Raw genomic sequence first — 20,733 nt, 5'->3', positions numbered from 1 at the left:
TGGATATCTTTCGGCCTCAGCGTACTCAAATCCCCTACCGGTGCTTGAATACAGACAGAAAGAAGATTAAGTTATTGTTTTACAGTGGGTGGCTTAATTTTTTTCGCTAATTTTGGTTAACAAGGCCACGAGAATATGGACTCCCAGTATTAATAGCGCAGTAGTTAGCCTCCGACTATCCTTTGTTTAAGCATTTAACAAGGAGGTTATTATGCCGCGCTCTCGCCGAACTCAAATTAGCCTTGAAGATATGTGAAGCACTAACGACTCTCATCCCGAATGCGCTGCGCCTGTTGCTGCTCAGCGGCTATCACATCGGCAACTGAACCCGACTCAAGCTGCAATTCGGCCTTGGGTGGACTGAAAGCCTGTTCATTCAAGGCATTTGACTGCTGCGCTATGGCGCCCATCAAACGAGACAGGCCTATGGGGAAGTTTGCAGAGTCGCCAGCCTTGGGATAAAAGGAAGGCCCGGACTTTTCAGCCGCCGGATCCGCGGCTCCCAACAGGTTTTGACTCAGCTCAGGCTTTGGCGCGGCGGCAAGTCTCTGGGTTCCGGCGTCTTCCCTTGCCTGGTTATATTTACGCATCGCCTCGGCGGCAACCCGGATATCGGCCATGGAAGGATCGACAGGTGCCATCGCCGCCGCATAGACCTGTTTCATTTTCGCCATGGTCGCCAGCGGATCGCCGTTCACCACAGAGACATCTATCTGAACTTCACCTTCCACCGCGTAACGTTTGCCATCGGGTCCTTTCTCGAATTCAAATGCCGGTTGTCCAGCATGGATCCCGCCTACTGCAGCATGAGCCTGTTCATGGGAGCGCACCTGGGTATCGCGCTTCATCAGGGAGTCAATTTCCCGCTCAAGCGCCTGTTGCTCACGACTCTCACGGTTCTGCTGCTGTTTCTGTTGCGCCTCATCCGGCTTGGGTTCGGCGGAGCTTGCCGTATTCGGCTCCCCGGTTGACTGACGAGCCGCCCTGTCGTCCCCTTCTTTTACTTCGCTGCCAGCCTGGCTTGATGAGCGACTCGAAGAGCTGCCGGAAGCCTGCTCTGCCCCACTCATAGAGTTGGCGGAAGTATTTTTGCCATTAAAAGCGGGAACCTCAGGCGCTTCTCCCGCTAAAGTCACTGGTATCGCAGGGCCGCCGACAATGTCAGCCCCTTTGCCGGAAAAGGCAGATGCTTGAGCCGATGTCCCCACGAGCGGCATCGATGCTTGAACCTCTCCATGCCAATGGCCTGAGCTGGACAAGGCTGCCGCCCCCAGGGCTCCTTTAGTCAAACTGACCAGTGCTTCCCGCGGCGGCTTTACAGTTTGTGGCTCTGAATGTTGCGCGGTTGAACCTTGGAGCGGGCTTGAATTGACTGAACTTGTATTGAGTGCGCTTGTATTGGCTGGGCTTGTATTGATTGGGCTTTGATTTCCCGAGCTCAGGTTTATTGGGCTCAGGTTTATTGGGCTTGGCTTTACGCCACTTACCTGAGAGGGATTTTGAGTGGCGGAGATTTTACCGGCAGGGTTGGCGCTGATAGGCGATTGGTTTATGGAGCTGCCACTGCTTAAGTTGGCAATTGACGAGCTTGGCCGCCGGGACACGGCTGTTGCCGTCAGCCCCGCGCCGGCCAGCGCGCCAACCATATATTACACCTCGATATCTATGATACTGCCCAAGGTGTCGGATGCGCGTTCAATCACCTCTACTGAAGCTTGCCCCTGGGCCTTGGGTTCCAATGCCGATACCAGTGCCGAGGTTTTGTCTGCCTCCTCAACCGGGCGGGCCGAATCGGCCTGCTGCGCAGGTGCCGGACGAGCGATATCCACTGTTGCCTGAGTCAGGCCGGACTGGGCGCTTTGCAGCCCTTGAACTCCCGCCGAAAAAGCCGATGGAATTTGCATGATTGCCCCTTGTCTGTATTGGACTGTGGATTTTCGTTCTGTGGTTAAAATCAGTTACTACCATTTTAGCCACAGCTTTGAACGATTATTGGCCAATTCAGTGTAAATGTACAGCCCGAAAGGTTCATGCACCTTGATGGGTTACTGTAAAGGACGTACCCGCCAACCAGCTCGCGTCCCAATCCTTCCACACAGGTTGCATGCCTTGCGCTCGAATGGCGCTGACCACCTCAGGGACGGTTCGCTCATCACTTATCTGGAACTGATCCAGCTGCAACTTGGGATTGCTGTAACCACCTGGCTCTGTTGAGCTGGCGGCACTCACATGAGTGATCCCAAGGGGCAATAGATTGTCCCTGAGTGAGGCGCTCTCCCGGGTAGAGAGACTCAACTCCAGCGCCGGGCTGAACAAGCGCATGGCGCAGATTAGCTGCACCAGTCCGGCATCATCCAGGGTCACAGCCGGCGTTACTCCGCCAACGCACGGCCTGAGCCTTGGCAGCGACACGCTGAAGCGGCTACGCCAGTACTTTTGCTGCAAATAGTCCAGATGCAATCCCATCAGTGCCGAGTCCAGGCGCCAATCATCCAGCCCGAGCAAGACCCCCAGGCCTATCTTGTCGACCCCGGCCCTGGCGGCCCTGTCCGGGGTATTGAGCCTGAAACCAAAGTCCTTTTTATTGCCTCTGAGATGATGGCGGTCATAGGTGGCGGGCTGATAGGTCTCCTGATATACCATCACGGCATCCAGTCCCTCATCAACAAGGCGTCGATAGCCCGCTTCGGCGAGGGGCTGCACTTCAATCGCCAGATAGCTGAAGTCCTGCTTGAGCCTCAAAAGCGCCTGGGCAAAATAATCCAGCCCTACCTTGGTTTCATGTTCGCCGGAAACCAGCAACACAGAATCAAAGCCACGCTGCTTGAGAATGGCAATTTCAGCATCCAGTTCGGCCTGGCTTAGGGTCTTGCGGCGAATTTTATTGCTCATGCTGAAACCGCAATAGTCGCAATCATTGGCGCACAGATTGGAAACATAGAGCGGCGCATAGAGACCTATGTTGGCGCCAAACTTCTTGCGGGTGAGCGCAGCAGAGAGCTGCGCCATAGGCTCGAGAAACTCCCGGGCCGCCGGTGACAAGAGAACGGGCAAGGCCGAGGGATTGTGCGCTATCGTCTCGGGCCGCGCCAGACAGCGCTCAACCTCGGCGGCGCTGACACTGGCAATAGCAAGGCGCAATAGATCTCTGTCGATAGCGGTAAAACGCTCAAGAAAGTCAGCCATGGTTTTCTCCCAGATTGAGAAAACCGGTCAGCGGACTGGTGTTTTGGGCTCGATTGCTGATGGCCCCGAGTCCGGCATGATAGGCCGCTCGCCCGGCGCGCACCGCATCTTTGAAGCAACCCGCCATGGTCACGGGATCCAAGCTGGAGGCGATGGCAGTATTAACCAGCACGGCATCGGCCCCCAACTCCATCGCCCGCATCGCCTGAGACGGCGCGCCGATCCCGGCATCCACCACCACAGGCACATTGGCCTGCTCTATGATGATCTTCAAAAAGGGTTCTGTGGCCAGCCCCTGATTGGAACCTATGGGACTGCCAAGCGGCATCACGGCGGCGCAGCCGACCTCTTCGAGGCGCAAGCACAGCACGGGATCGGCATGCACATAAGGCAGAACAGTGAAGCCTTCGGCGCACAAGACTCGGGCCGCTTCCAGTGTTTCTACCGGATCCGGCAATAGATAACGGGGATCCGGATGGATCTCCAGCTTCAATAGTTGAGTGCCCAGCATCTCCCGCGCCAGCTCGGCAGCAAAAATTGCCTCCCTGGCATTGCGGGCCCCGGCGGTATTGGGCAGCAGCTGCACGCCGCGCTCTTTGAGCGGTGCCAGCAATTCATCGCTATCCTGGTTAAAATCGAGCCGCTTCATCGCCACTGTGACCAACTCGGCGCCGCTGGCCACGAGCGAGCGTTGCATCAGCTCTGCCGAAGCAAACTTGCCGGTGCCGCCAAACAGCCTGGATTGAAATTCAAACTCGCCAATTTGCAACATATCAACCTCCGGCAACGGCGGAAAACAGCTCGAGACTGTCTCCGCTTTGACATTCAAGCTCTGGCCACTGAGATCTGGGCACTACGGCACCATTACGTACCAGCGCCACGCTGCCAGGCGCTATCTCACACCACTCGAGCAGCTGTAACAGTGTCATAGCCTCAGGCAACTCTTTGACTTGATTGTTTATCTTAATTTGCATCGCAATTCTCCTCACGGCTAAGCTCAGGGCGCCCTGTCATAAATTGGGCTTCGGTTTGATTTCCAGCCTGAGATTGGGTTTGACAGCAAAGACATGCCGGGTCGGCGCAAAGCGCAGCCTCACGTACGCTTAAAGTTCGGCAATCCAAGCTGATGAGCCGTCCCAGGGTGCTGCGCTCTCCAAGCAGAGTATTGATGGCTGCCAGCGACTGCATCGCCGCCAGGGTTTGCACCGCAGGACCCAGCACCCCCATGTCGCGGCAGCGCCCCGAGCCTGTGCTATCCCGCGGGAACAGGCATTCATAACAGCCCGCCTCGGGGTTAAGCCAAGGGGATGTATGACACAATAGGCCGGAATCGGCGCTGATCGCCGCCGCAATCAACTCTTTGCCCAGCTTCACACAGGCTCGATTAAGGTTATGACGGCAAAGGAAATTATCGCTGGCATCCAATACCAGTGACGCCTCACGAATAAGCTCCGCGCTCTTGGGGCCAAACAGTTCGGGCTCAATCTCAATCAGGCAGTTTGGATAATCGCGCCCCAGCTTTTCCTTGGCCACGTCGACCTTCAAACGGTCAATATCCTGCTCGTTGTAGAGCAGTTGCCTCGGCAGATTACCCAGCTCGACAATATCGGGATCGATAAGAATGAGACGCCCTACTCCGGCGGCGGCCAAAGAGCGCGCCAGATGATGACCAAGGCCTCCGAGCCCCACTATGGCGACCGTCTTGGCCCGTAAGGCAAGCTGCCCCGCTTCTGAGACTCTGGGCAGCAGCAACTGGCTACCGTAACGGATAAAGTCGCGATCGCTCAGCCCGGCATTTTGTTGAGCATAGCTAATCCCGCTTGCAATCGTGGCTGCTCGCCCTAACCAGCTTTGTGTCAGGCGCCTAAATGCCGTTACCGGTTCGGCGGCCTCGGTAATGGCCCGCACCACGGCGACATTGGCCACTCCGGTATGCTTGACGGCATCAAGGTTATGCTCGTCAATGCCGCCAATGGCGACCGTCGGCACCAAGGAGCCGAAAGTTTCGCTATAGGCGCCTAGGCGCGCCAGTCCCTGGGGCAGAGATGGCATGACTTTGGTCTTGGTAGCAAAAATATGCCCGAGGGCCAGATAACTGGGCCTGTGGCGCAATGCAAGCAGCGCCTCGAAATAACCATGACTGGATAACCCCAGCGCCAGACCGGCCCCTTGGATGGCCTCAAGGGATGCCTGGCTGAGATCCTCCTGGCCCAAATGCACGCCAAAGGCGCCGTGGGCAATGGCCAGTTGCCAGTGATCATTGATAAACACCCGCGCCTGATATTGGCGCCCGAGCGCGATGGCGCGAATGATCGCCTGCTCGGCGCTCGAACCTGGTTGTACTTCCTGCTTGAGCCGCAATTGAATAGTGCGGCAACCTGCCTTGAGTAAGGCTTCCAGCAATTCGACATCGGCCACGACCGGGTAGATACCCAGATTATGGGGCAGTGTTTTAAAGCCTTCAGCACTAACGCCTTTAACACCAACGCCTTTAGCACTAACAGCATCAGCAGAGGTTGGCGCTGCAAGCCAAGGGGCGCCGAGCACCTGGGCTGGGTTGGCCCAGGGATAATCCTCCAGCGGCCAGATGACAGGCATAAGCTCGGCGGCCAGACAAGCCCCGGGGCGACCTAAGGGGCCGGGACCACGGCCTACCCGATAACTTTGCGCCAAGGCGCCATTGATATAGGCCTTGGCCAGGATCAGCGCATCGGGCAAGATCCAGTCGTGGGCCAAAAATGCCGCTATGGCACTGGATAGCGTGCAACCGCTGCCATGGTTGTTGCTGGATGCTTGTCTTGGGCTCGCCAACACAAACCCCTGCCGTTGATGCAACCCGGAGCTGTGAGGCAAGTCTTTAAAAAGCAGTAAGTCTTCTGCCAGGCCGCGCGCGATCCCCGCCTCGAAATCCCCGCCCTTGGCCAAGAGATGGCAAGGCAGTTCGTTTGCCAGGCAAGTTGCCGCATCTTGCCAGGAAGAAAAGTCATGAATATCGCTGCGACTCAGCAACGCCAGCTCGTGAATATTCGGGGTCAGCACAGTGGAGAGCGCCGCCAGCGGCCGGTAATCCAGCCGCGCTGCGCCCGTTGCAGTGCTCTTTGAGAGAGCATCGCCGCAACTGGCCACCATGACGGGGTCGACCACCAAAGGAACATCAGGCAGGTGCCGAGCCAACCAGTCACAAAGCTGCTGCAGCTGCGCTTGATTGGCGAGCAAACCGATTTTTATCGCCTTGGGCGGCAAGTCACCGAGCAGAGCATTGAGTTGCGCCAGCAACATCTCCTCGCTCACCGCCTCGGTTAGCGTCACTGCCACACTGCTCTGGGCGGTCAAAGTGGTGATGACAGAGCAGCCATGACAGCCAAGATTACTCAAGGTGGCCAGATCGGCCTGGATCCCTGCGCCGCCGCCACTGTCTGAGCCGGCTATGCTCCAGACTATCGGCCTTTTATCAGCCGCCATTTCAGGCTTCCTCTTCATAGCGTGTAGCCTCTGGCTCGGGATTGGACTTGGGATTGGACAAGGACTTTTCGGCTGCTGTAGCCGGATGATACAGGGCGCTGCCAGCGGCCTTGAACTGCGCCGACATCCGCGCCATCCCCGCCTCGGCATCCAGGACTTCCAGCGGCTGTGCCGTCAGTTCTTCAGCCTGCACAGGCTCGGTTTGGCGCTCTGCCGAGTCTGCCCCTGACGAATCCCCCGAAGCCACCTGAAACGCAGCCAGAGACGCAGCATAGTCGCGTACATCCTGGGTGATTTTCATCGAGCAGAACTTGGGTCCGCACATGGAGCAAAAATGCGCCACCTTGGCAGACTCCTGAGGCAGAGATTCATCGTGGAACGCCCGGGCGGTATCGGGATCCAACCCCAGGTTGTATTGATCTTCCCAGCGAAACTCGAATCTGGCCTTGGACAACGCATTGTCGCGCAGCTGGGCACCTGGATGTCCCTTGGCGACATCGGCGGCATGCGCCGCAATTTTGTATGCAATAAGCCCTTGTTTAACGTCTTCCTTGTTAGGTAAACCCAGATGCTCCTTGGGGGTCACATAACAGAGCATGGCGCAGCCGTACCAGGCAATCATCGCCGCGCCTATGCCAGAGGTGAAATGATCATAGCCGGGCGCAATATCCGTGGTCTGGGGCCCCAAGGTGTAGAAAGGCGCCTCATCACAGTACTCAAGCTGCTTGTCCATATTCTCCTTGATCAGCTGCATAGGAATATGGCCCGGCCCTTCGATTATGGTCTGCACATCGTATTCCCAGGCGATTTTCACCAGCTCACCCAAGGTTTCCAGCTCGGCAAACTGAGCCTCGTCGTTGGCATCGGCAATCGAGCCGGGGCGCATGCCGTCACCGAGCGACAGAGAAACATCATAGGCGGCGCAAAGCTCACAGATGTCGCGGAAATGGCTGTAGAGGAAGTTTTCCTTATGATGGCTCAGGCACCACTTGGCCATAATGGAGCCGCCACGGGACACCATGCCGGTCACCCGATTGGCCGTCATGGGCACATAGCGCAGCAAGACCCCGGCATGAATGGTGAAGTAATCCACCCCTTGTTCGGCCTGCTCTATCAGGGTGTCGCGAAACACTTCCCAGCTGAGATCTTCGGCAATGCCGTTGACCTTTTCCAGCGCCTGATAGATGGGCACGGTACCTATGGGCACAGGCGAGTTGCGCACTATCCATTCGCGGGTTTCGTGGATATAACGGCCGGTAGACAGATCCATTACCGTATCGGCGCCCCAACGGGTGGCCCACACCAGTTTTTCCACCTCTTCCTCGATAGAAGAGGTCACTGCCGAATTACCGATATTGGCGTTGACCTTCACCAAAAAGTTGCGGCCGATAATCATAGGCTCGGCTTCAGGATGGTTGATGTTGGCGGGAATGATGGCGCGGCCACGGGCCACTTCGCTGCGGACAAACTCAGGGGTTATCGGCGTGGCAACTATAGCGCCAAAGGCTTCTCCTTTGGCCTTGCGGGCCAGTTGCGGATCTTTGGCAAGCGCTTCGTTGGCCCGGGCCATATTTTCACGAATGGCGATATATTCCATTTCAGGAGTGATAATGCCGGCGCGGGCGTAATGTAATTGGGTCACCCGCTTACCCGGCTTGGCCCGGCGCGGTTTGGGCAAAGCGTCGAATCTCAGATGATCCAGCCCTTCATCCGCCAGCCGCTGCTGGGTAAAACTGGAGCTGACCGAAGTCAGCTCTTGCGTATCATCACGCTCTAGGATCCAGCCCTGGCGCAATTTATCCAGGCCCTGGCGCACATTGATAGCCGCGTTGGGATCTGAATAAGGGCCGGCACAATCATAAACACACACAGCGGGATTGGGTTCAAATTGCTCGCTGCCATCTTGGGTTGGTATTCGGGTGTCTGTCTGCCTGATTTGGCGCATGGCTACCTGAATATCGGCCCGGGAGCCCTGAACGAACAGCTTCTGTGAATTGGGATGCTGTAAAGGTTTAAGGTTATCGATAAAGGCCTGGGCGGCCTCACGGGTTTGACGACGATTGGATTGACGATTTGACATAAGCAAGCTCACTCTTTTGGAAAATGAAATTGCTTGTCAGGAGAGTTGAATAATAAGCGGCGCGAGCTGACTGGTTAAACTCCTTGATTTGGAGTCCTCCTCCGGCGGTGTTGGCGGACTGACCTCGTGGTTTCAGGTCAGTTCAATGTCCGCTTGAGAAGCCAGATATCGCCTCGGCTCTTTAAAGCCTTTGGCATAGATTTTTGCTCGCAGTGGCTGCGGTAATGCTGCAGCTGAATGCTTGTTTCCTTCGCAGGTGCTAGCCTGATCAGGTTCAACGGATCCCGAATAAACGGTCTCAGCCCAGAGGGCACTCCGACAAGATTGCTGCCGAGTATAAGCACAAGCCGAAGCGGGAAACAAGCCCAACAGCAAAACGAGCCACAGGGTTGAATCCATTAAAATCACAATTTAATCATTTGAATTAAATGGGAATATTTAAAACAATTGGACTGTAAATTTATTTTAAATCAAATAAATTGATTGCAAAACTCACTTGCCAAGCCGCTTTAGACGGCTGGCTACCGCCTCCTTGAGTGCTTTTTCCATCTCTGTCTGACCGCACTTAAATGGAAACCCCAAGTTTTCGGCGTAGGGATTGAGCGGAGTCGGCACCTTGACGACCCGATAGCAGGTATCACCATCCTTGACGATACGGTTGGGGTCGAGCGGCAGATCCAGACTGGCCACTTTGCTGAAATCATCGGCGTCATTGACCCAAAGCACCTCCATCTCCCCATCCATTTCACTGAGGCTCTTACGTCCCGTGGCCTTATCCGCATATTGCTGTGATAACTGTTGCAGCGCCTGCTGTTGCGAGTGTTGCAATACTTTTCGGGCAGACTTTAATGCGTTTGAACTGAAGTCCAGCTGAGCTTGCTCTGCCGGCTGTGGTCTAAAGTCATTTGCTCGCTCTGGCGCAGATACGGCTGCATTTTTCGTTTCTTCAATGACTCTACCAATAGGCTTAACGCTTTGCTCCCGAGTCTTGGGGATCCTTTGCTCTTTCTGGTTTTGAACCCTGCCTTGTGGAGTTTTTTGCTCGGTTTTTTGTGGCTCAGAACGCTTGCTTGAGTCAGCTTTTTTAACCTCTATCGCTTCCTTGGGCTGGGTTATTGCTTCTTCGGCCAAGGCTTCCGGCGCTGGCGTTAACGGTTTTGGGCTGGGCTGACTGAAATACAGATAGGATTGCAGCGCCTTGGGTTTGGCAGGCTCTGTCACCACTCTTTGCCATTCTGCTTGCTGCCAAAACCAGGATAACCCCAGCAATAGTAATAAGTGCGCGGCTCCCGCCGCAGTCCAACTGCTGAAGGCGTTGCCCTTTGCCTCACCATCCCCCTGCTCTGCTTTTTTAGCCATGCCAACTTGCGCCAGGCATTGGGGTTGAAACCCAAGCTGTTGACTAAAAGGCGATTGGGCAAAGAAAGGGGCAATCGAATTTGATTGAGAATGGCTTGGTTGGCAGGAACAGGGATTAATGATTTCAGCCAGACCAAGCTCAAAGGCAGCATCCCTAGACGGAATGCTGATGCTCAAGCTTGCCATTGCCGCCGGGCTTTTGTCTCGGCGGGCAATAAACTTGTCTGGAAGATGAGGCATAAGCCGCTGATTTATCCGTCGCCAAATGTAAACTCAGTGTTAGAGAAAACCCTCGGCAAAAAGTTCATTCCCTTGTTTGAAAAGCAATTTACGCTACAAACTCAAATCGATGGCTTCAAGCAAAACAGGTAATCCCTTTGTCTAATAAGGCTGACGGGATCCTCTGAACAAAATAACTGTAAAAAGCAACTTGGAAGCCGGGCAATGAGTTGTTAAGGTGCAACATTAGACGTTGGTAAAAAATGCAGACGATACGGTTCAAAAAATAAATTTATCTCAGCGAACAGCTGTACATTTTTATCTAGCCAGAGTCCTGTGGTGCTGTTAGACTCACTTTCAATGAGGTCGAACCAGAAGAGTCAATCATGTCCAACAGTAAAGCTTCAGTCACTGCATCTCAATTTAATAGCCAATTTTCAACTGGATATAGTCTAAATGAAGAGATAGCCAATGCCGTCAGCCATGGTTTGGGGGTGATTGCCGGCATTCTGGGCTTGGTGTTGATGTTGCTCAAAGGCTGGCATTCGCTGGACGCCATTCAGTTAACAGGTGTAACTATTTATGGCAGCAGTATTATCCTGCTGTTTCTCTGCTCAACCCTGTATCACAGTATTCCGCACCCAGTGTGGAAAAGACGCCTCAAGATGCTGGATCACTGCGCCATCTATCTGTTGATCGCCGGAACCTATACCCCGCTGATGTTAATTACTTTGGCCGATGCCCAGGAGGAATGGGTGCTGGTGGCCATCTGGTCGTTGGCATTGGGGGGAATAGTGTTCAAGAGCTGCTTTATTCACAGATTCAAGGCGCTGAGCCTGGTGCTGTATCTGGCCATGGGCTGGCTCTGCGTCGCCGTGTTGCCTGAGCTTATCGATAACCTGTCAACAGCCGGGTTCAACTTGCTGTTGGCAGGGGGGCTGAGCTACAGCTTGGGGGTGATCTTCTACGCTACCAAGGCGATCCCTTTCAATCATGCCATCTGGCATCTGTTTGTGTTGGGCGGCGCCGTTTGCCATTTCCTGTGTGTTTATCTGACGGTGATCTAACGCAGGCGAATAGACTTAACTCAGTGCCGCCGTAGAGAGACGGCTTCCGGCTTGCTGTGCCAACTCTAGTGCAGCTAGGCCGGAGCTCTTATTTCAGCCTGCCATTGATTAAACTCACTGAGTAACCGCCTGGCGGCGATACTATAGTCTCCCCCCAAGTTTTGCCAAACAGCCGCAATACATTCCAAGGTACATAACCCGCCCTGGCGCTGATTGCGCCGTAAGCGAAACGCCGAGCCCTGCTCTGCTTGCAGTTCGACTCTGGCAAGCAACTGCAGATAGGGGCTTTGGCGATACATCTTGCCGGCCTCCTGCCAGGTTGCATCGAGTATGACCAGCGAATTTAAATTCTGAGCAACGTCTTGAGGCCAGGTTGCGCCCTGAACCGGGCTTTGGTTTGGGTTTGAACTTGGGCTTTGGTTTTGGCTTAAGTTTGGGCTTTCATTTGCAGCTTGAGCTCGCGAAATGCTTTCTTCGGAAGTATTTTCTTCGGTTTGCGGATAGAGTAAGGCGGTTCGCCCCAAAGACAAGTGCTCCATTAACCAAGCATCCGGGGCTTTACGCGCCCACAGTACCCGCTTACAGAGAGTCGGATAAGCATTAAGCGCCAGGGTGGCTGTGTTACTGGCTCGATTCAGCTCTCTTTCATGGGTCAGCAGGATTATTTTCACAGGCAGTTGCAGCTTAAAATGGGTTATCGGCTAATGGAAATCCCGCGAGTTTACCACCAGCGCGAGCATACTGCCCGAGATATCCTCCAGCCGACCGGCCAGCAGATGCAATACGCCGGACGAAAATTCCACAACCCCGCTCACCTTGAGGATCCTGGCGCTCAAATAAGCCTGTCTCTGGGCCCTGGCCGTATCACTCCATACCACCAGATTAACATTACCGGTTTCATCTTCGAGGGTGATGAAGGTGACTCCACTGGCGGTGCCAGGCCTTTGCCTGCCGACCACCAGCCCGGCCACAGTTACATTCTGGCCATGACGGCACTGCCACAAAGAGGCGGCGCTGTGACACTTGCCGAGTAACCCCTGCTCTCTGAGCAGTGCCAGAGGATGACGCCCCAGGGTCAGCCCGGTACAGGCGTAGTCGGCCAGCAAGGCATCGACTTCAGTGACCTCAGGCAAGGCGGTTTCAGGGCGAAAATCGGCCTCGTCCGGCTGCTCAAACAAGGGCAAACTCTGCTGACGAGCGGCCAACTGCCACCTGATCTGATGGCGATCGCCGCCCAGGGTAGCAAAGGCGTTGGCGCTGGCCAGCGCCTCCTGCTCACGCCTTGGCAGTGCCAGAGCCGCCAACTGCGACAAGTGGGTAAAGCCCTCGCCCCGGCCCGCGACTATCTTGGCGGCGCTGTGCTCGGATAATCCCTTGACCAACCTGAACCCGAGGCGCAGTGCCAAAGAGCCATCGGTTTGTCGCTCCAGCGTACTGTACCACTGGCTGAGGTTGATACAAACCGGCAACACCAAACCACCATGATGGCGAAGATCCTGAATAAGCTGTGACGGGCTGTAAAAACCCATGGGTTGACTGTTGAGCAAGGCGCAGCAAAACGCCACCGGGTAATAGTGTTTGAGAAAGGCCGAAACATAGGCCAGGAGCGCAAAGCTGGCCGAATGAGACTCGGGGAAACCATATTCGCCGAAGCCGCGGATCTGGCTGAATATCTGCCTGGCAAAGGTGTCACTGTAGCCTCGGGCCGTCATCCCCTGAAGCAGCTTGTGTTCAAATTGCTCCAGCTCGCCACTGCGTTTCCAGCTTCCCATGGCGCGGCGCAGCTGATCGGCTTCCCCGCCACTGAAACCGGCGGCGACCATGGCCAATTGGATCACCTGCTCCTGAAAAATGGGCACCCCCATAGTGCGTGACAACACGCCTTCCACCTCGGCCGAAGGAAAAGTGACCGGCTCGATTTTATCACGGCGGCGCAGAAAGGGATGCACCATGTCTCCTTGAATCGGACCCGGGCGCACTATGGCTATCTGTATTACCAGATCGTAATAACAGGCGGGTTTAAGCCTGGGCAGCATGCTGGTCTGGGCTCGCGACTCCACCTGAAACACCCCCATGCTGTCGCCCTGCTGCAACATACGATAGACGGCCGGATCTTCCCAGCGAATATCCGACATGGCAAAGGGACGAATGTGACGGGAGATCAACTCGAAACATTTGCGGATCGCGGTCAGCATTCCCAACGCCAATACATCGACCTTTAACAGCCCCAGACTCTCGAGATCATCCTTGTCCCATTGGATCACAGTGCGCTTGGCCATGGCGGCATTCTCTACCGGCACCAGCTCGGCCAATGGCCCGGCCGAAATCACAAAGCCGCCGACATGTTGCGACAAGTGCCTTGGAAAACCCATCAGGGTCTCCACCAGCGGCAACAACCACTGCCCCAAACCTTGTTGTGGCAACAGCTTGCCTTGTTGCAACTGCTGCTGCCAAGACACTTGCGGATCGCGGCGATCGACAGCGCCTATCAGCTCATCCAGCCGTTGCTCGCTAAGCCCCAGGGCCTTACCAACATCTTTCATGGCACTCTTGAAACGATAACTGATCACACTGGCGGCCAGGGCTGCACGCTCGCGGCCATATTTTTGGTAGATATACTGGATCACCTCTTCGCGGCGTTCATGTTCAAAATCGACATCGATATCCGGCGGCTCATGGCGCTCCTTGGAAATAAAACGCTCAAACAGCATGTTGACCTTGGTGGGATCCACCTCGGTGATCCCGAGGCAATAACAGACCACAGAGTTGGCGGCCGAACCTCGTCCCTGATGCAGTATCCCTTGCCTGGCGGCAAAACAGACCAGATCATAGATAGTCAGGAAAAAGTATTCGTAATTGAGCTCGGCAATCAGCTTGAGCTCGCGCCGATACTGAGTCTGCACTTCAGGTGGAACCGCCTCGCCAAAACGCCTGCGGGCGCCCTTTTCCACCTCTTGCGCCAGATATTCACTGGCACTTAGGCCGCTTGGCACCAACTCGGCCGGGTACTCATACTTGAGTTCATCCAGACTGAAATGACACCGGGACGCCAGCTCACAGCTCCTTGCCAACCAGGCTTGAGGGTGACGCCTGGCCATAGCGGTTATCGGCTTAAGCGCCATTTCGGCATTGCCTGATAACAGCTCGCCGGCCATGGGCACGGCGCAGCCATGGCGGATACAGCTGAGTACATCGTGCAGCCTTTGCCGCTCTGCAAGATGCATCTGCACATTACCGGCGGCGACACAAGGAAGGGAAAAATGACTCGACAGCGCCTCACAGGCCTCGAGATACCAGGCCTCTCCGGGTTGCAGTTGCCGCTCCATCAAGAGATAAAGCGGCAGTGAAAACGCGGCTTTGACCCGTGCCGCCAGGATATTCAACTGTGCCAGACTGCGCTGCTGCAGCTGCGTCAGCCAAGGGGTTTGCTGACTTGGGCTCTGGTTGCCTATTCCCTGGTTTGTAGAGTTCTGATGATCGACATTCTGCTGACCAAGACTCTGGTGCTCAGTGCTTTGCAAGTCGGCTTGCGCCAGCAACTCGCTCACTGATGGCGGCCGCCACAGGCAAAAGCAGCCGCGGTCAATGGTCGCAAAGTCATCCAGGGTTAACCGATACTTGCCCTTTTCGGCCCGGCGCCGCCCTTTAGTTATCAGAGTGCTGATAAGACCATAGCCCCGGCGATTTTTTGCCAGCAGCACCAGGCAGCCTTCCGGCAGGTGGAATTCGGCGCCGACAATCAGCTTGATACTGCTTTGTTTGGCGGCCTCATGCGCCTTGACCACACCCGCCAGAGAACATTCGTCGGTAATGGCTATGGCCTCATAGCCCAGTTTGGCGGCCTGCTGCACCAACTCATCCGGGTGAGAAGCCCCGCGCAAAAAGCTGTAATTGGAAATAGCATGCAATTCGGCGTACATCAGCTGAACCAAGCATGAAGAAAGAGCCCATTAGCGGTGCGAAACAGCCAACACAGACCACCGCTCTCCTTATGATGGGCAAGAAAATAATCCCGGCAGGGAAAAGACCCTGAATGCCAGGGGCTCTGTAACCTTTCCGGTCCCCTAAGCAGCTCCACAGCTTCAGGAGCAATGGCTTGCGGCTCTTGCAGCAGCCAAAGAGGCCGCAATGCCAGCGACGGCTGAACGGGCGGCCTTGCCGGTGGCGGCCAGCAAGTCAGGGAAGCCGCAGTGCTGGCCAGTTCTGGCATGGGATCGGCCGCCAACACCAAAGAGCGCACCTTATGGCTACCTAACCTGGCCTGTAATCTGGCGAGTAATTGATTGGCATCCTGTTGCTGCCCTTCTCTGGACTCGGTCAACTCTCGACTGCCCAGCTGCTGCGACACAAACTGCCTGGATCGCAGCTCAATATCGACGACCGGGCTCGGCAGTTGCAATCCTTCCAGCTGTAAACGGCAGAGCTGAGACAACCCCTGCAGTTGATATTCCCCGAAGGGATAGTTGAGTGTCAGTTGCAGCGCCGGGGGCTCTGGCTCGCGAAACTTCAGCCACAACTCCAACTGTTGCACCGCCAACTGCCTGATCCGCAAATAGGTTGCCAATTCCCCCAGCAGCTTTTGCAATGGAAACAGCAATCCCTGAACCCACTCAACATCATGCAGCAAGGTCAACCTTGCCTGAAACTGTTCGGGTAACTCATATCCCTTGCGGCAACAGGGCAAGCGCCCCTGGATTTGTGCCAGCAGCTGCAGCAAACCTTGACCAAAGCGCCGCCCCAACTCGGCAAGGGGTAAGGCATCAAGCATGGCTAGAGTCGTCAGGCCAAGCGCGCCGAGTCGTTGCCGCTCCTCTTGGGTTAATGGCAGCAAATTCAGTGGTAAATCCGGCGGTAAGCCGTGATGCACCTTGAGGCGCCCGGCTTTTTCAGCTGTGGGTGAGCTCATGAAGGCAGCTGATACCGCGCTGATGCCGACGTGAGTATGCCGCGCCAATATCGCCGCATCCAGCGGTCTGTGTGCCAGCACCAATGAGCATTCCAGACCATAGTCGGCGACTTTGTTGAGATAAGCCTCGACAATGGCACTCAAACTGCCAAACAGTTTAACCATGGATCCCACTTCCAGCAGCAGTGTATCTGTAGGCCAGCGCGCATCGGCCACATATGGGGCAGCTTGTTCAGTAAGCCCGGATAACAACGGCGGCCAGATTCTGGCGCTGAAATCATAGCTCCACTGACACAACCAATCCCGCAACGCCTCGCTGTCCACCTCCTGCAGTGGCCAAAGTTGCAACTCTCCGAGCAGCGACTGAGCGCTGCCGACACTCATCCCCGCTGTAACGCCTTTTGCTTGAGCGGCGGGACAGGCCGAATGTATGACCAGCTTCCGGCTGTCATACAAGGCCATGGGGACTTGGGGATCAAAAGGCTCTGACGCCGCAGCGGTTGGCACTGCTTTTGGTTGATTTTGGGTTTGGAACTGAGTTTGAACGCGTGTTTGAACCTGAGCCGCACCACTGCCTGCCATACTTCCAGTCATAGTGTCGGTCATAGTACCTGTCATAGTACCGGTAATAGTGCCCGCCATATTGCCCAGCATAGCCAGGCGGTAACGCTGATATTGCAGCAATAGCTGTGGAAACCAGACTCCCATCCATACCTGGGTCATCTCAGATAGCCTCTTGACTCTGAGCAGTATGGCTTTGAGTGGCTTGGCTTTGAGTAGTTTGAGAATTGGCCGTTTGCGGATTAGCGCTTGGGGAAAGCCCCGCGGGCTTGTTTGACACTTGCCGTGCCGTCCAGGGATTAGGCGCGCATTCATTGGAGGCAGCAATCCTTGACTGCGCCATCCCCCAAGGACCGTGAAGCACAGTGCCATGAAAACCAGAGTCGTGAAGCACAGTGCCATTAACCTTGTTGCCGGAATGGTTTGAATGATTTGAGCAAGTCGAGTTACTGAAGCTATGATTGGGAGCCGCCTTGCCGCTTCTCAGGGTTACCACGCCCGGCTCGACATGGGGCAGTTCAAGCGCCAGTGCCGGCAAGCCACGCAGATGCAATTCAGGGACGGGCCAACCCCCACGACGCTTTAAAATTTGCAGCTTGGCGGTATTAACGCCCGCCGCGCTGATAGCCAGCTTTAGGGTGACAGGATGATTGCTGTCGGCCTGAGCCATAGGCAACTGGCAAATTCCCAGAGCTTTGCCCTGCTCTGCGGCAAGTTGCAACCTTCTGGCCTCACTCAGTGTCAGCTTGTCCAGCCAAGCCAGCACCAGGGGACAGGCGCCGCTGCTCAGCCCTTGCTCCATGGCCCAGAGCACCTCTTTACGCTGGGTTAATTCCAGCCACAAAATACGCTCGGCGGCAATACCGTGCTGGGCAAAACTCTGTGCCAGCGGCTGCAGTGGCGGCGCTATCAGCATTATCATGGCATCTTTGGACTCATCCCCTCTGGACTGATTTCTTTTGGACTGACTTCTTTCCGAATGATTTATTTCCGAATGAGAGCCACACTGAGCCGGCAGTAAATAACGCATCAAAGGCAGCAACAGGCTGAGTTCCCCGTGCCCAGGAGACTGACTGAAAAGCTCACAAATGCCCTGCCTTGGCCACCCGGCATCACTGAGCTGCGCATCCAATGTTTCAAAACCACTGGGATACCCCAATATTTTGCCCTGACTGCCCGGCCCCAACCAGAGATCCCGACGCTCCAGCAGACCGTTCAAGGCCTGAGATTTGGCTGGATCAGATTTTACAGAGTGAGTTTTGGCTGAAAGAGACATGAAAAACACCGATACTGTATTTTTATACAGTATAACTAACTTTAGCCAACTGACAAGTCGTGCTGGCGCCAAAGCCTTAACCCGAGATAGAATAAATGAGAATGATTATCGAAACATATTCTCGACTTCAGCGAATAATTCAGGAGCTTGCCTTGCTGCCCTTTTCCGGCCTGTTTTCCCAACTCCAATGGCGACTGTTTGGCTATTTTGGTGTGTCATTACTGCTTATCCTGCTGCTCGCCAGTGGTATTGAAGCCATGTTGCTAAACCGCTTGTTACTGCTGCCCCAGCAGACCCAAAGCCAGTTACAGCAACTGGCCGATGAGGCCAACGACTATATCCTCAGGGGCGATCTAGCCGGACTGGCGGATTGGGAGGGGCGTCAGGCATTTGTACTCTATGTACTGGATAGCAAGCAGCAGGCGGTGAGTCAGCGGGAAATGCACCCGCACTTTGTTTACAAACTCAATTTCCTCAGGCAGTTGCAGCAACCTATGGGGGACAGGGTGCAAAAACCTTTGATAGGCCTGCCACTACGCAATAGCCTGGATCCGGACAATCCCCTGCTCTTGGTGGTGCAACTCAACGCTTCTTTACATCCGGCGCAGCAACTGGATAAAAGCCTCTGGCTTATCCGTATCCTGGTAGGACTACTGGTGCTCTTATTGTTCAGTCGTCTGCTGAGCCGCTATCTGATCCAGCCGCTGAGTTTACTGCGCAGCGCCACCCGTCAGCTGGCACAGGGCCAACTCGATACCCGGATTGCCGGCCATTTTTCACTAAAGCAGCCGGAATTTTTCCAGTTGGCGACCGACTTTGACCATATGGCCGAGCAGCTGCAAAAGAGCATTCAGACCCAGCAGCGGTTACTGAGGGATGTCTCCCACGAACTGCGCACTCCCCTTGCCCGGCAGGAGCTGGCCTTACACCTGCTGGAAAATCGCTTGGGGGAGGAACATCAACAACCGCTTGCCAGGCTAAGACGCCAGGGCGAAGAGATGGCGCAATTGATCAACACTATTTTAGACTTCAGCCGCCTGAGCAACGGCTTCATTAAGCTGACGGCAGCGCCTTTTACCCTGACAGAATTACGCCGCTCACTGCTGCAGGATCTGGAGTTTGAGTCTGGCCCCAAGCAAAGCATAGTCTGGGCACAGGCCCCCATTGATGAGCAAACTTTGCATACCGATATGGCCTACTTGAAGCGGGCGCTGGAAAATGTCTGCCGCAATGCCCTCAAATATGCCGGTGAAACCTGCCGGGTGGAAATCCAGGTATCTCAGTTGGGTGACGACAAATTGGGTGATAGCAGACTGCAGCTGAGTGTCAGCGATGATGGACCCGGGATCCCCAAGGAGCAACTGGAAGCCTTGTTCAACCCTTTCACCCGTTTGGATGAAGCGCGTCACAGCTCTCAGGGAGGTTATGGGCTGGGATTGGCGATTGTGCGCCAGTGTATGCAGCTCCTGGGCGGCTCGGCCCAAGCGGTTAACCGGCCTCAGGGCGGTTTGAGCATATTGCTTGAGCTGCCGCTGCAACTGCCAAACTGCAGCGAAGCCCAACTTAAGTCTATCGCTTAGGCGGTATACTTACGCACCTTCTTCAGTGCCATCTCCTGCTTAAGGCGGGAGAGATGCTCGATAAATACCTTGCCGTGCAGATGATCGATTTCATGTTGCAGCACTATGGCCAGGAAATCATCACTGTGGATCGTCTGGGCTTGGCCCTGGCGATCCAGATAGCTGACAGTGACCGACTCGAAGCGTTTTACCTTGGAGCGATAACCGGGAATGGACAAACAGCCCTCTTCACCGATAAATTCGCCGCTGGACTCAGTGATCTGCGGATTGATCAGCACCAGAGGTTGATTGCGCTCTTCTGAGATATCAATGACGACTATCGCGTGTTCACTACCCACCTGGGTCGCGGCCAAGCCGATACCATCGTCTGTGTGATACATGGTTTGCAACAGATCATCGATGAAAGGCTGCACGGCTTCTATTTCGGTAACAGGCTTGGCTTTACGCTTGAGCCTGGGATCGGGAACCGTCAAAATATCCATAATTGCCATAGGGTTATATTCTCAATTTACTCGACTTGGCGTTCAATGGGCGCCATTATGGCGAAAAAGCATCAAAAGGCAAACCTTGGGTGTGCAGCACAGAGCCGCCGAGGCACTTTTGCCAAGTGAGTAACCTCAGCTATGGAATGGTATTATAATTTGCGCCAATAGTATCAGGAGCCAAGATGACCCCGGAAACGAGCGCCCCGCCACTGAGTCCAATGCAGAAGATTTGGCACATAGTTGCATTGATCCCCGAAGGTCGGGTGGCAAGCTATGGCAAAATTGCCGACTATGCTGGCTTGCCTGGACGGGCACGCTATGTTTCCCGGGCACTGAAACAGGCGCCAGACAGCCTGGCGCTGCCCTGGCACAGGGTTATCAACAGTCAGGGGAAAATCTCCTTTGCCAAGGATACCCAGGCATTTCAGCTACAGATGAGCCTGCTGCGCAGCGAAGGCGTACAAGTGAACCAAGGCAGAATTGCCCTGTCTGAATATGAGTGGCGGCCGGACATGGCCACTCTGGTCTTGTCCATGCCGTTTTAACCACAGG

General features: G+C 55.2%; 17 protein-coding genes and 1 riboswitch. Of the genes, 4 read left to right on the top strand and 13 right to left on the bottom strand.

Translation table 11 applies throughout. From position 1 onward, the window contains the following. Positions 1 to 260: 260 nt before the first annotated feature. From ACMHXE_RS08280 to ACMHXE_RS08245, 8 genes are all read right to left on the bottom strand, one after another. The gene (locus tag ACMHXE_RS08280) at positions 261 to 1,646 is read right to left on the bottom strand and encodes a putative metalloprotease CJM1_0395 family protein (RefSeq protein ID WP_413731958.1); all 1,386 of its coding nucleotides are present in this window, start codon (positions 1,644 to 1,646) and stop codon (positions 261 to 263) included. Between the two features lie 3 nt (positions 1,647 to 1,649). Next, complete coding sequence (locus ACMHXE_RS08275; protein ID WP_413731956.1) at positions 1,650 to 1,904, bottom strand: chemotaxis protein; 255 nt, start codon at positions 1,902 to 1,904, stop codon at positions 1,650 to 1,652. A gap of 124 nt (positions 1,905 to 2,028) precedes the next feature. Continuing rightward, entirely contained in the window at positions 2,029 to 3,186 is a 1,158-nt protein-coding gene (thiH, locus tag ACMHXE_RS08270; RefSeq protein ID WP_165565038.1) for a 2-iminoacetate synthase ThiH, read from the bottom strand. Continuing rightward, positions 3,179 to 3,958, bottom strand: a complete 780-nt coding sequence (locus tag ACMHXE_RS08265; RefSeq protein WP_413731954.1) for a thiazole synthase — start codon at positions 3,956 to 3,958, stop codon at positions 3,179 to 3,181. Before ACMHXE_RS08265 ends, thiH begins: the two co-directional genes overlap by 8 nt. Before the next feature lies 1 nt (position 3,959). Beyond that, positions 3,960 to 4,160 carry a sulfur carrier protein ThiS gene (gene thiS / locus ACMHXE_RS08260; protein ID WP_100143590.1) on the bottom strand — a complete coding sequence of 67 codons (201 nt, stop codon included), beginning with the start codon at positions 4,158 to 4,160 and terminating at the stop codon, positions 3,960 to 3,962. Beyond that, a complete protein-coding gene (thiE, locus tag ACMHXE_RS08255; protein ID WP_413731952.1) occupies positions 4,150 to 6,648 on the bottom strand; it encodes a thiamine phosphate synthase in 2,499 nt (832 codons plus the stop codon). The genes thiS and thiE overlap by 11 nt, the downstream gene beginning before the upstream one ends. A 1-nt stretch (position 6,649) precedes the next feature. After that, a complete protein-coding gene (thiC, locus tag ACMHXE_RS08250) occupies positions 6,650 to 8,728 on the bottom strand; it encodes a phosphomethylpyrimidine synthase ThiC (protein ID WP_413731950.1) in 2,079 nt (692 codons plus the stop codon). Between the two features lie 228 nt (positions 8,729 to 8,956). Then, a riboswitch (TPP riboswitch) is annotated at positions 8,957 to 9,056 on the bottom strand. Positions 9,057 to 9,220: 164 nt separating this feature from the next. Continuing rightward, entirely contained in the window at positions 9,221 to 10,087 is an 867-nt protein-coding gene (locus tag ACMHXE_RS08245) for a hypothetical protein (RefSeq protein WP_413731948.1), read from the bottom strand. 90 nt (positions 10,088 to 10,177) lie between these two features. On the opposite strand from ACMHXE_RS08245, the gene ACMHXE_RS08240 reads away from it, so the two are divergent. Together ACMHXE_RS08240 and trhA are read left to right on the top strand one after the other, a co-directional pair. Then, positions 10,178 to 10,459, top strand: coding sequence for a hypothetical protein (locus ACMHXE_RS08240; RefSeq protein ID WP_413731946.1), 282 nt, complete (start codon positions 10,178 to 10,180; stop codon positions 10,457 to 10,459). Positions 10,460 to 10,692: 233 nt separating this feature from the next. Beyond that, positions 10,693 to 11,373: a PAQR family membrane homeostasis protein TrhA gene (trhA, locus tag ACMHXE_RS08235; RefSeq protein ID WP_224866594.1), complete on the top strand. Its 681-nt coding sequence runs from the start codon at positions 10,693 to 10,695 to the stop codon at positions 11,371 to 11,373. Positions 11,374 to 11,447: 74 nt separating this feature from the next. Here the strand turns inward: trhA and ACMHXE_RS08230 are convergent, their stop codons facing one another. From ACMHXE_RS08230 to ACMHXE_RS08215, 4 genes are read right to left on the bottom strand one after another with little or no spacing between them, the layout of a single operon-like run. Further along, positions 11,448 to 12,044: a tRNA-uridine aminocarboxypropyltransferase gene (locus ACMHXE_RS08230; RefSeq protein ID WP_229839791.1), complete on the bottom strand. Its 597-nt coding sequence runs from the start codon at positions 12,042 to 12,044 to the stop codon at positions 11,448 to 11,450. A gap of 30 nt (positions 12,045 to 12,074) precedes the next feature. Further along, a complete protein-coding gene (locus tag ACMHXE_RS08225; RefSeq protein ID WP_413731943.1) occupies positions 12,075 to 15,293 on the bottom strand; it encodes an error-prone DNA polymerase in 3,219 nt (1,072 codons plus the stop codon). Next, a complete protein-coding gene (locus ACMHXE_RS08220; RefSeq protein ID WP_413731941.1) occupies positions 15,293 to 17,002 on the bottom strand; it encodes a Y-family DNA polymerase in 1,710 nt (569 codons plus the stop codon). Before ACMHXE_RS08220 ends, ACMHXE_RS08225 begins: the two co-directional genes overlap by 1 nt. 1 nt (position 17,003) lies before the next feature. Then, positions 17,004 to 18,116, bottom strand: a complete 1,113-nt coding sequence (locus ACMHXE_RS08215; RefSeq protein ID WP_101056297.1) for an ImuA family protein — start codon at positions 18,114 to 18,116, stop codon at positions 17,004 to 17,006. A gap of 152 nt (positions 18,117 to 18,268) precedes the next feature. Here ACMHXE_RS08215 and ACMHXE_RS08210 point away from each other — a divergent pair, with 152 nt between their 5' ends. After that, positions 18,269 to 19,696 (top strand): ATP-binding protein, encoded by a 1,428-nt coding sequence (locus tag ACMHXE_RS08210; RefSeq protein ID WP_229839792.1) that lies wholly within the window; start codon positions 18,269 to 18,271, stop codon positions 19,694 to 19,696. Here the strand turns inward: ACMHXE_RS08210 and def are convergent. Next, positions 19,693 to 20,187, bottom strand: coding sequence for a peptide deformylase (gene def, locus ACMHXE_RS08205; RefSeq protein ID WP_093982982.1), 495 nt, complete (start codon positions 20,185 to 20,187; stop codon positions 19,693 to 19,695). The genes ACMHXE_RS08210 and def overlap by 4 nt on opposite strands. A gap of 176 nt (positions 20,188 to 20,363) precedes the next feature. Here def and ACMHXE_RS08200 point away from each other — a divergent pair, with 176 nt between their 5' ends. Then, positions 20,364 to 20,726 (top strand): MGMT family protein, encoded by a 363-nt coding sequence (locus ACMHXE_RS08200; RefSeq protein WP_224866581.1) that lies wholly within the window; start codon positions 20,364 to 20,366, stop codon positions 20,724 to 20,726. The last annotated feature ends 7 nt before the right edge of the window (positions 20,727 to 20,733 follow it).

Origin of the sequence: Shewanella sp. BJSY2023SW007, assembly GCF_047314525.1 — a bacterium.
Taxonomy (GTDB): Bacteria; Pseudomonadota; Gammaproteobacteria; order Enterobacterales; family Shewanellaceae; genus Shewanella; species Shewanella chilikensis.
Note: the sequence above shows the minus strand (reverse complement) of the source record. Positions and strands in the feature narration are given on the sequence as shown.

Excerpts from the sequence above, each read along its gene's own strand:
- ACMHXE_RS08280 (WP_413731958.1), bottom strand. The coding sequence starts at position 1,646 with ATGGTTGGCGCGCTGGCCGGCGCGGGGCTGACGGCAACAGCCGTGTCC.
- ACMHXE_RS08275 (WP_413731956.1), bottom strand. The coding sequence starts at position 1,904 with ATGCAAATTCCATCGGCTTTTTCGGCGGGAGTTCAAGGGCTGCAAAGC.
- thiH (WP_165565038.1), bottom strand. The coding sequence starts at position 3,186 with ATGGCTGACTTTCTTGAGCGTTTTACCGCTATCGACAGAGATCTATTG.
- ACMHXE_RS08265 (WP_413731954.1), bottom strand. The coding sequence starts at position 3,958 with ATGTTGCAAATTGGCGAGTTTGAATTTCAATCCAGGCTGTTTGGCGGC.
- thiS (WP_100143590.1), bottom strand. The coding sequence starts at position 4,160 with ATGCAAATTAAGATAAACAATCAAGTCAAAGAGTTGCCTGAGGCTATG.
- thiE (WP_413731952.1), bottom strand. The coding sequence starts at position 6,648 with ATGGCGGCTGATAAAAGGCCGATAGTCTGGAGCATAGCCGGCTCAGAC.
- thiC (WP_413731950.1), bottom strand. The coding sequence starts at position 8,728 with ATGTCAAATCGTCAATCCAATCGTCGTCAAACCCGTGAGGCCGCCCAG.
- ACMHXE_RS08245 (WP_413731948.1), bottom strand. The coding sequence starts at position 10,087 with ATGGCTAAAAAAGCAGAGCAGGGGGATGGTGAGGCAAAGGGCAACGCC.
- ACMHXE_RS08240 (WP_413731946.1), top strand. The coding sequence starts at position 10,178 with ATGGCTTGGTTGGCAGGAACAGGGATTAATGATTTCAGCCAGACCAAG.
- trhA (WP_224866594.1), top strand. The coding sequence starts at position 10,693 with ATGTCCAACAGTAAAGCTTCAGTCACTGCATCTCAATTTAATAGCCAA.
- ACMHXE_RS08225 (WP_413731943.1), bottom strand. The coding sequence starts at position 15,293 with ATGTACGCCGAATTGCATGCTATTTCCAATTACAGCTTTTTGCGCGGG.
- ACMHXE_RS08220 (WP_413731941.1), bottom strand. The coding sequence starts at position 17,002 with ATGACCCAGGTATGGATGGGAGTCTGGTTTCCACAGCTATTGCTGCAA.
- ACMHXE_RS08215 (WP_101056297.1), bottom strand. The coding sequence starts at position 18,116 with ATGTCTCTTTCAGCCAAAACTCACTCTGTAAAATCTGATCCAGCCAAA.
- def (WP_093982982.1), bottom strand. The coding sequence starts at position 20,187 with ATGGCAATTATGGATATTTTGACGGTTCCCGATCCCAGGCTCAAGCGT.
- ACMHXE_RS08200 (WP_224866581.1), top strand. The coding sequence starts at position 20,364 with ATGACCCCGGAAACGAGCGCCCCGCCACTGAGTCCAATGCAGAAGATT.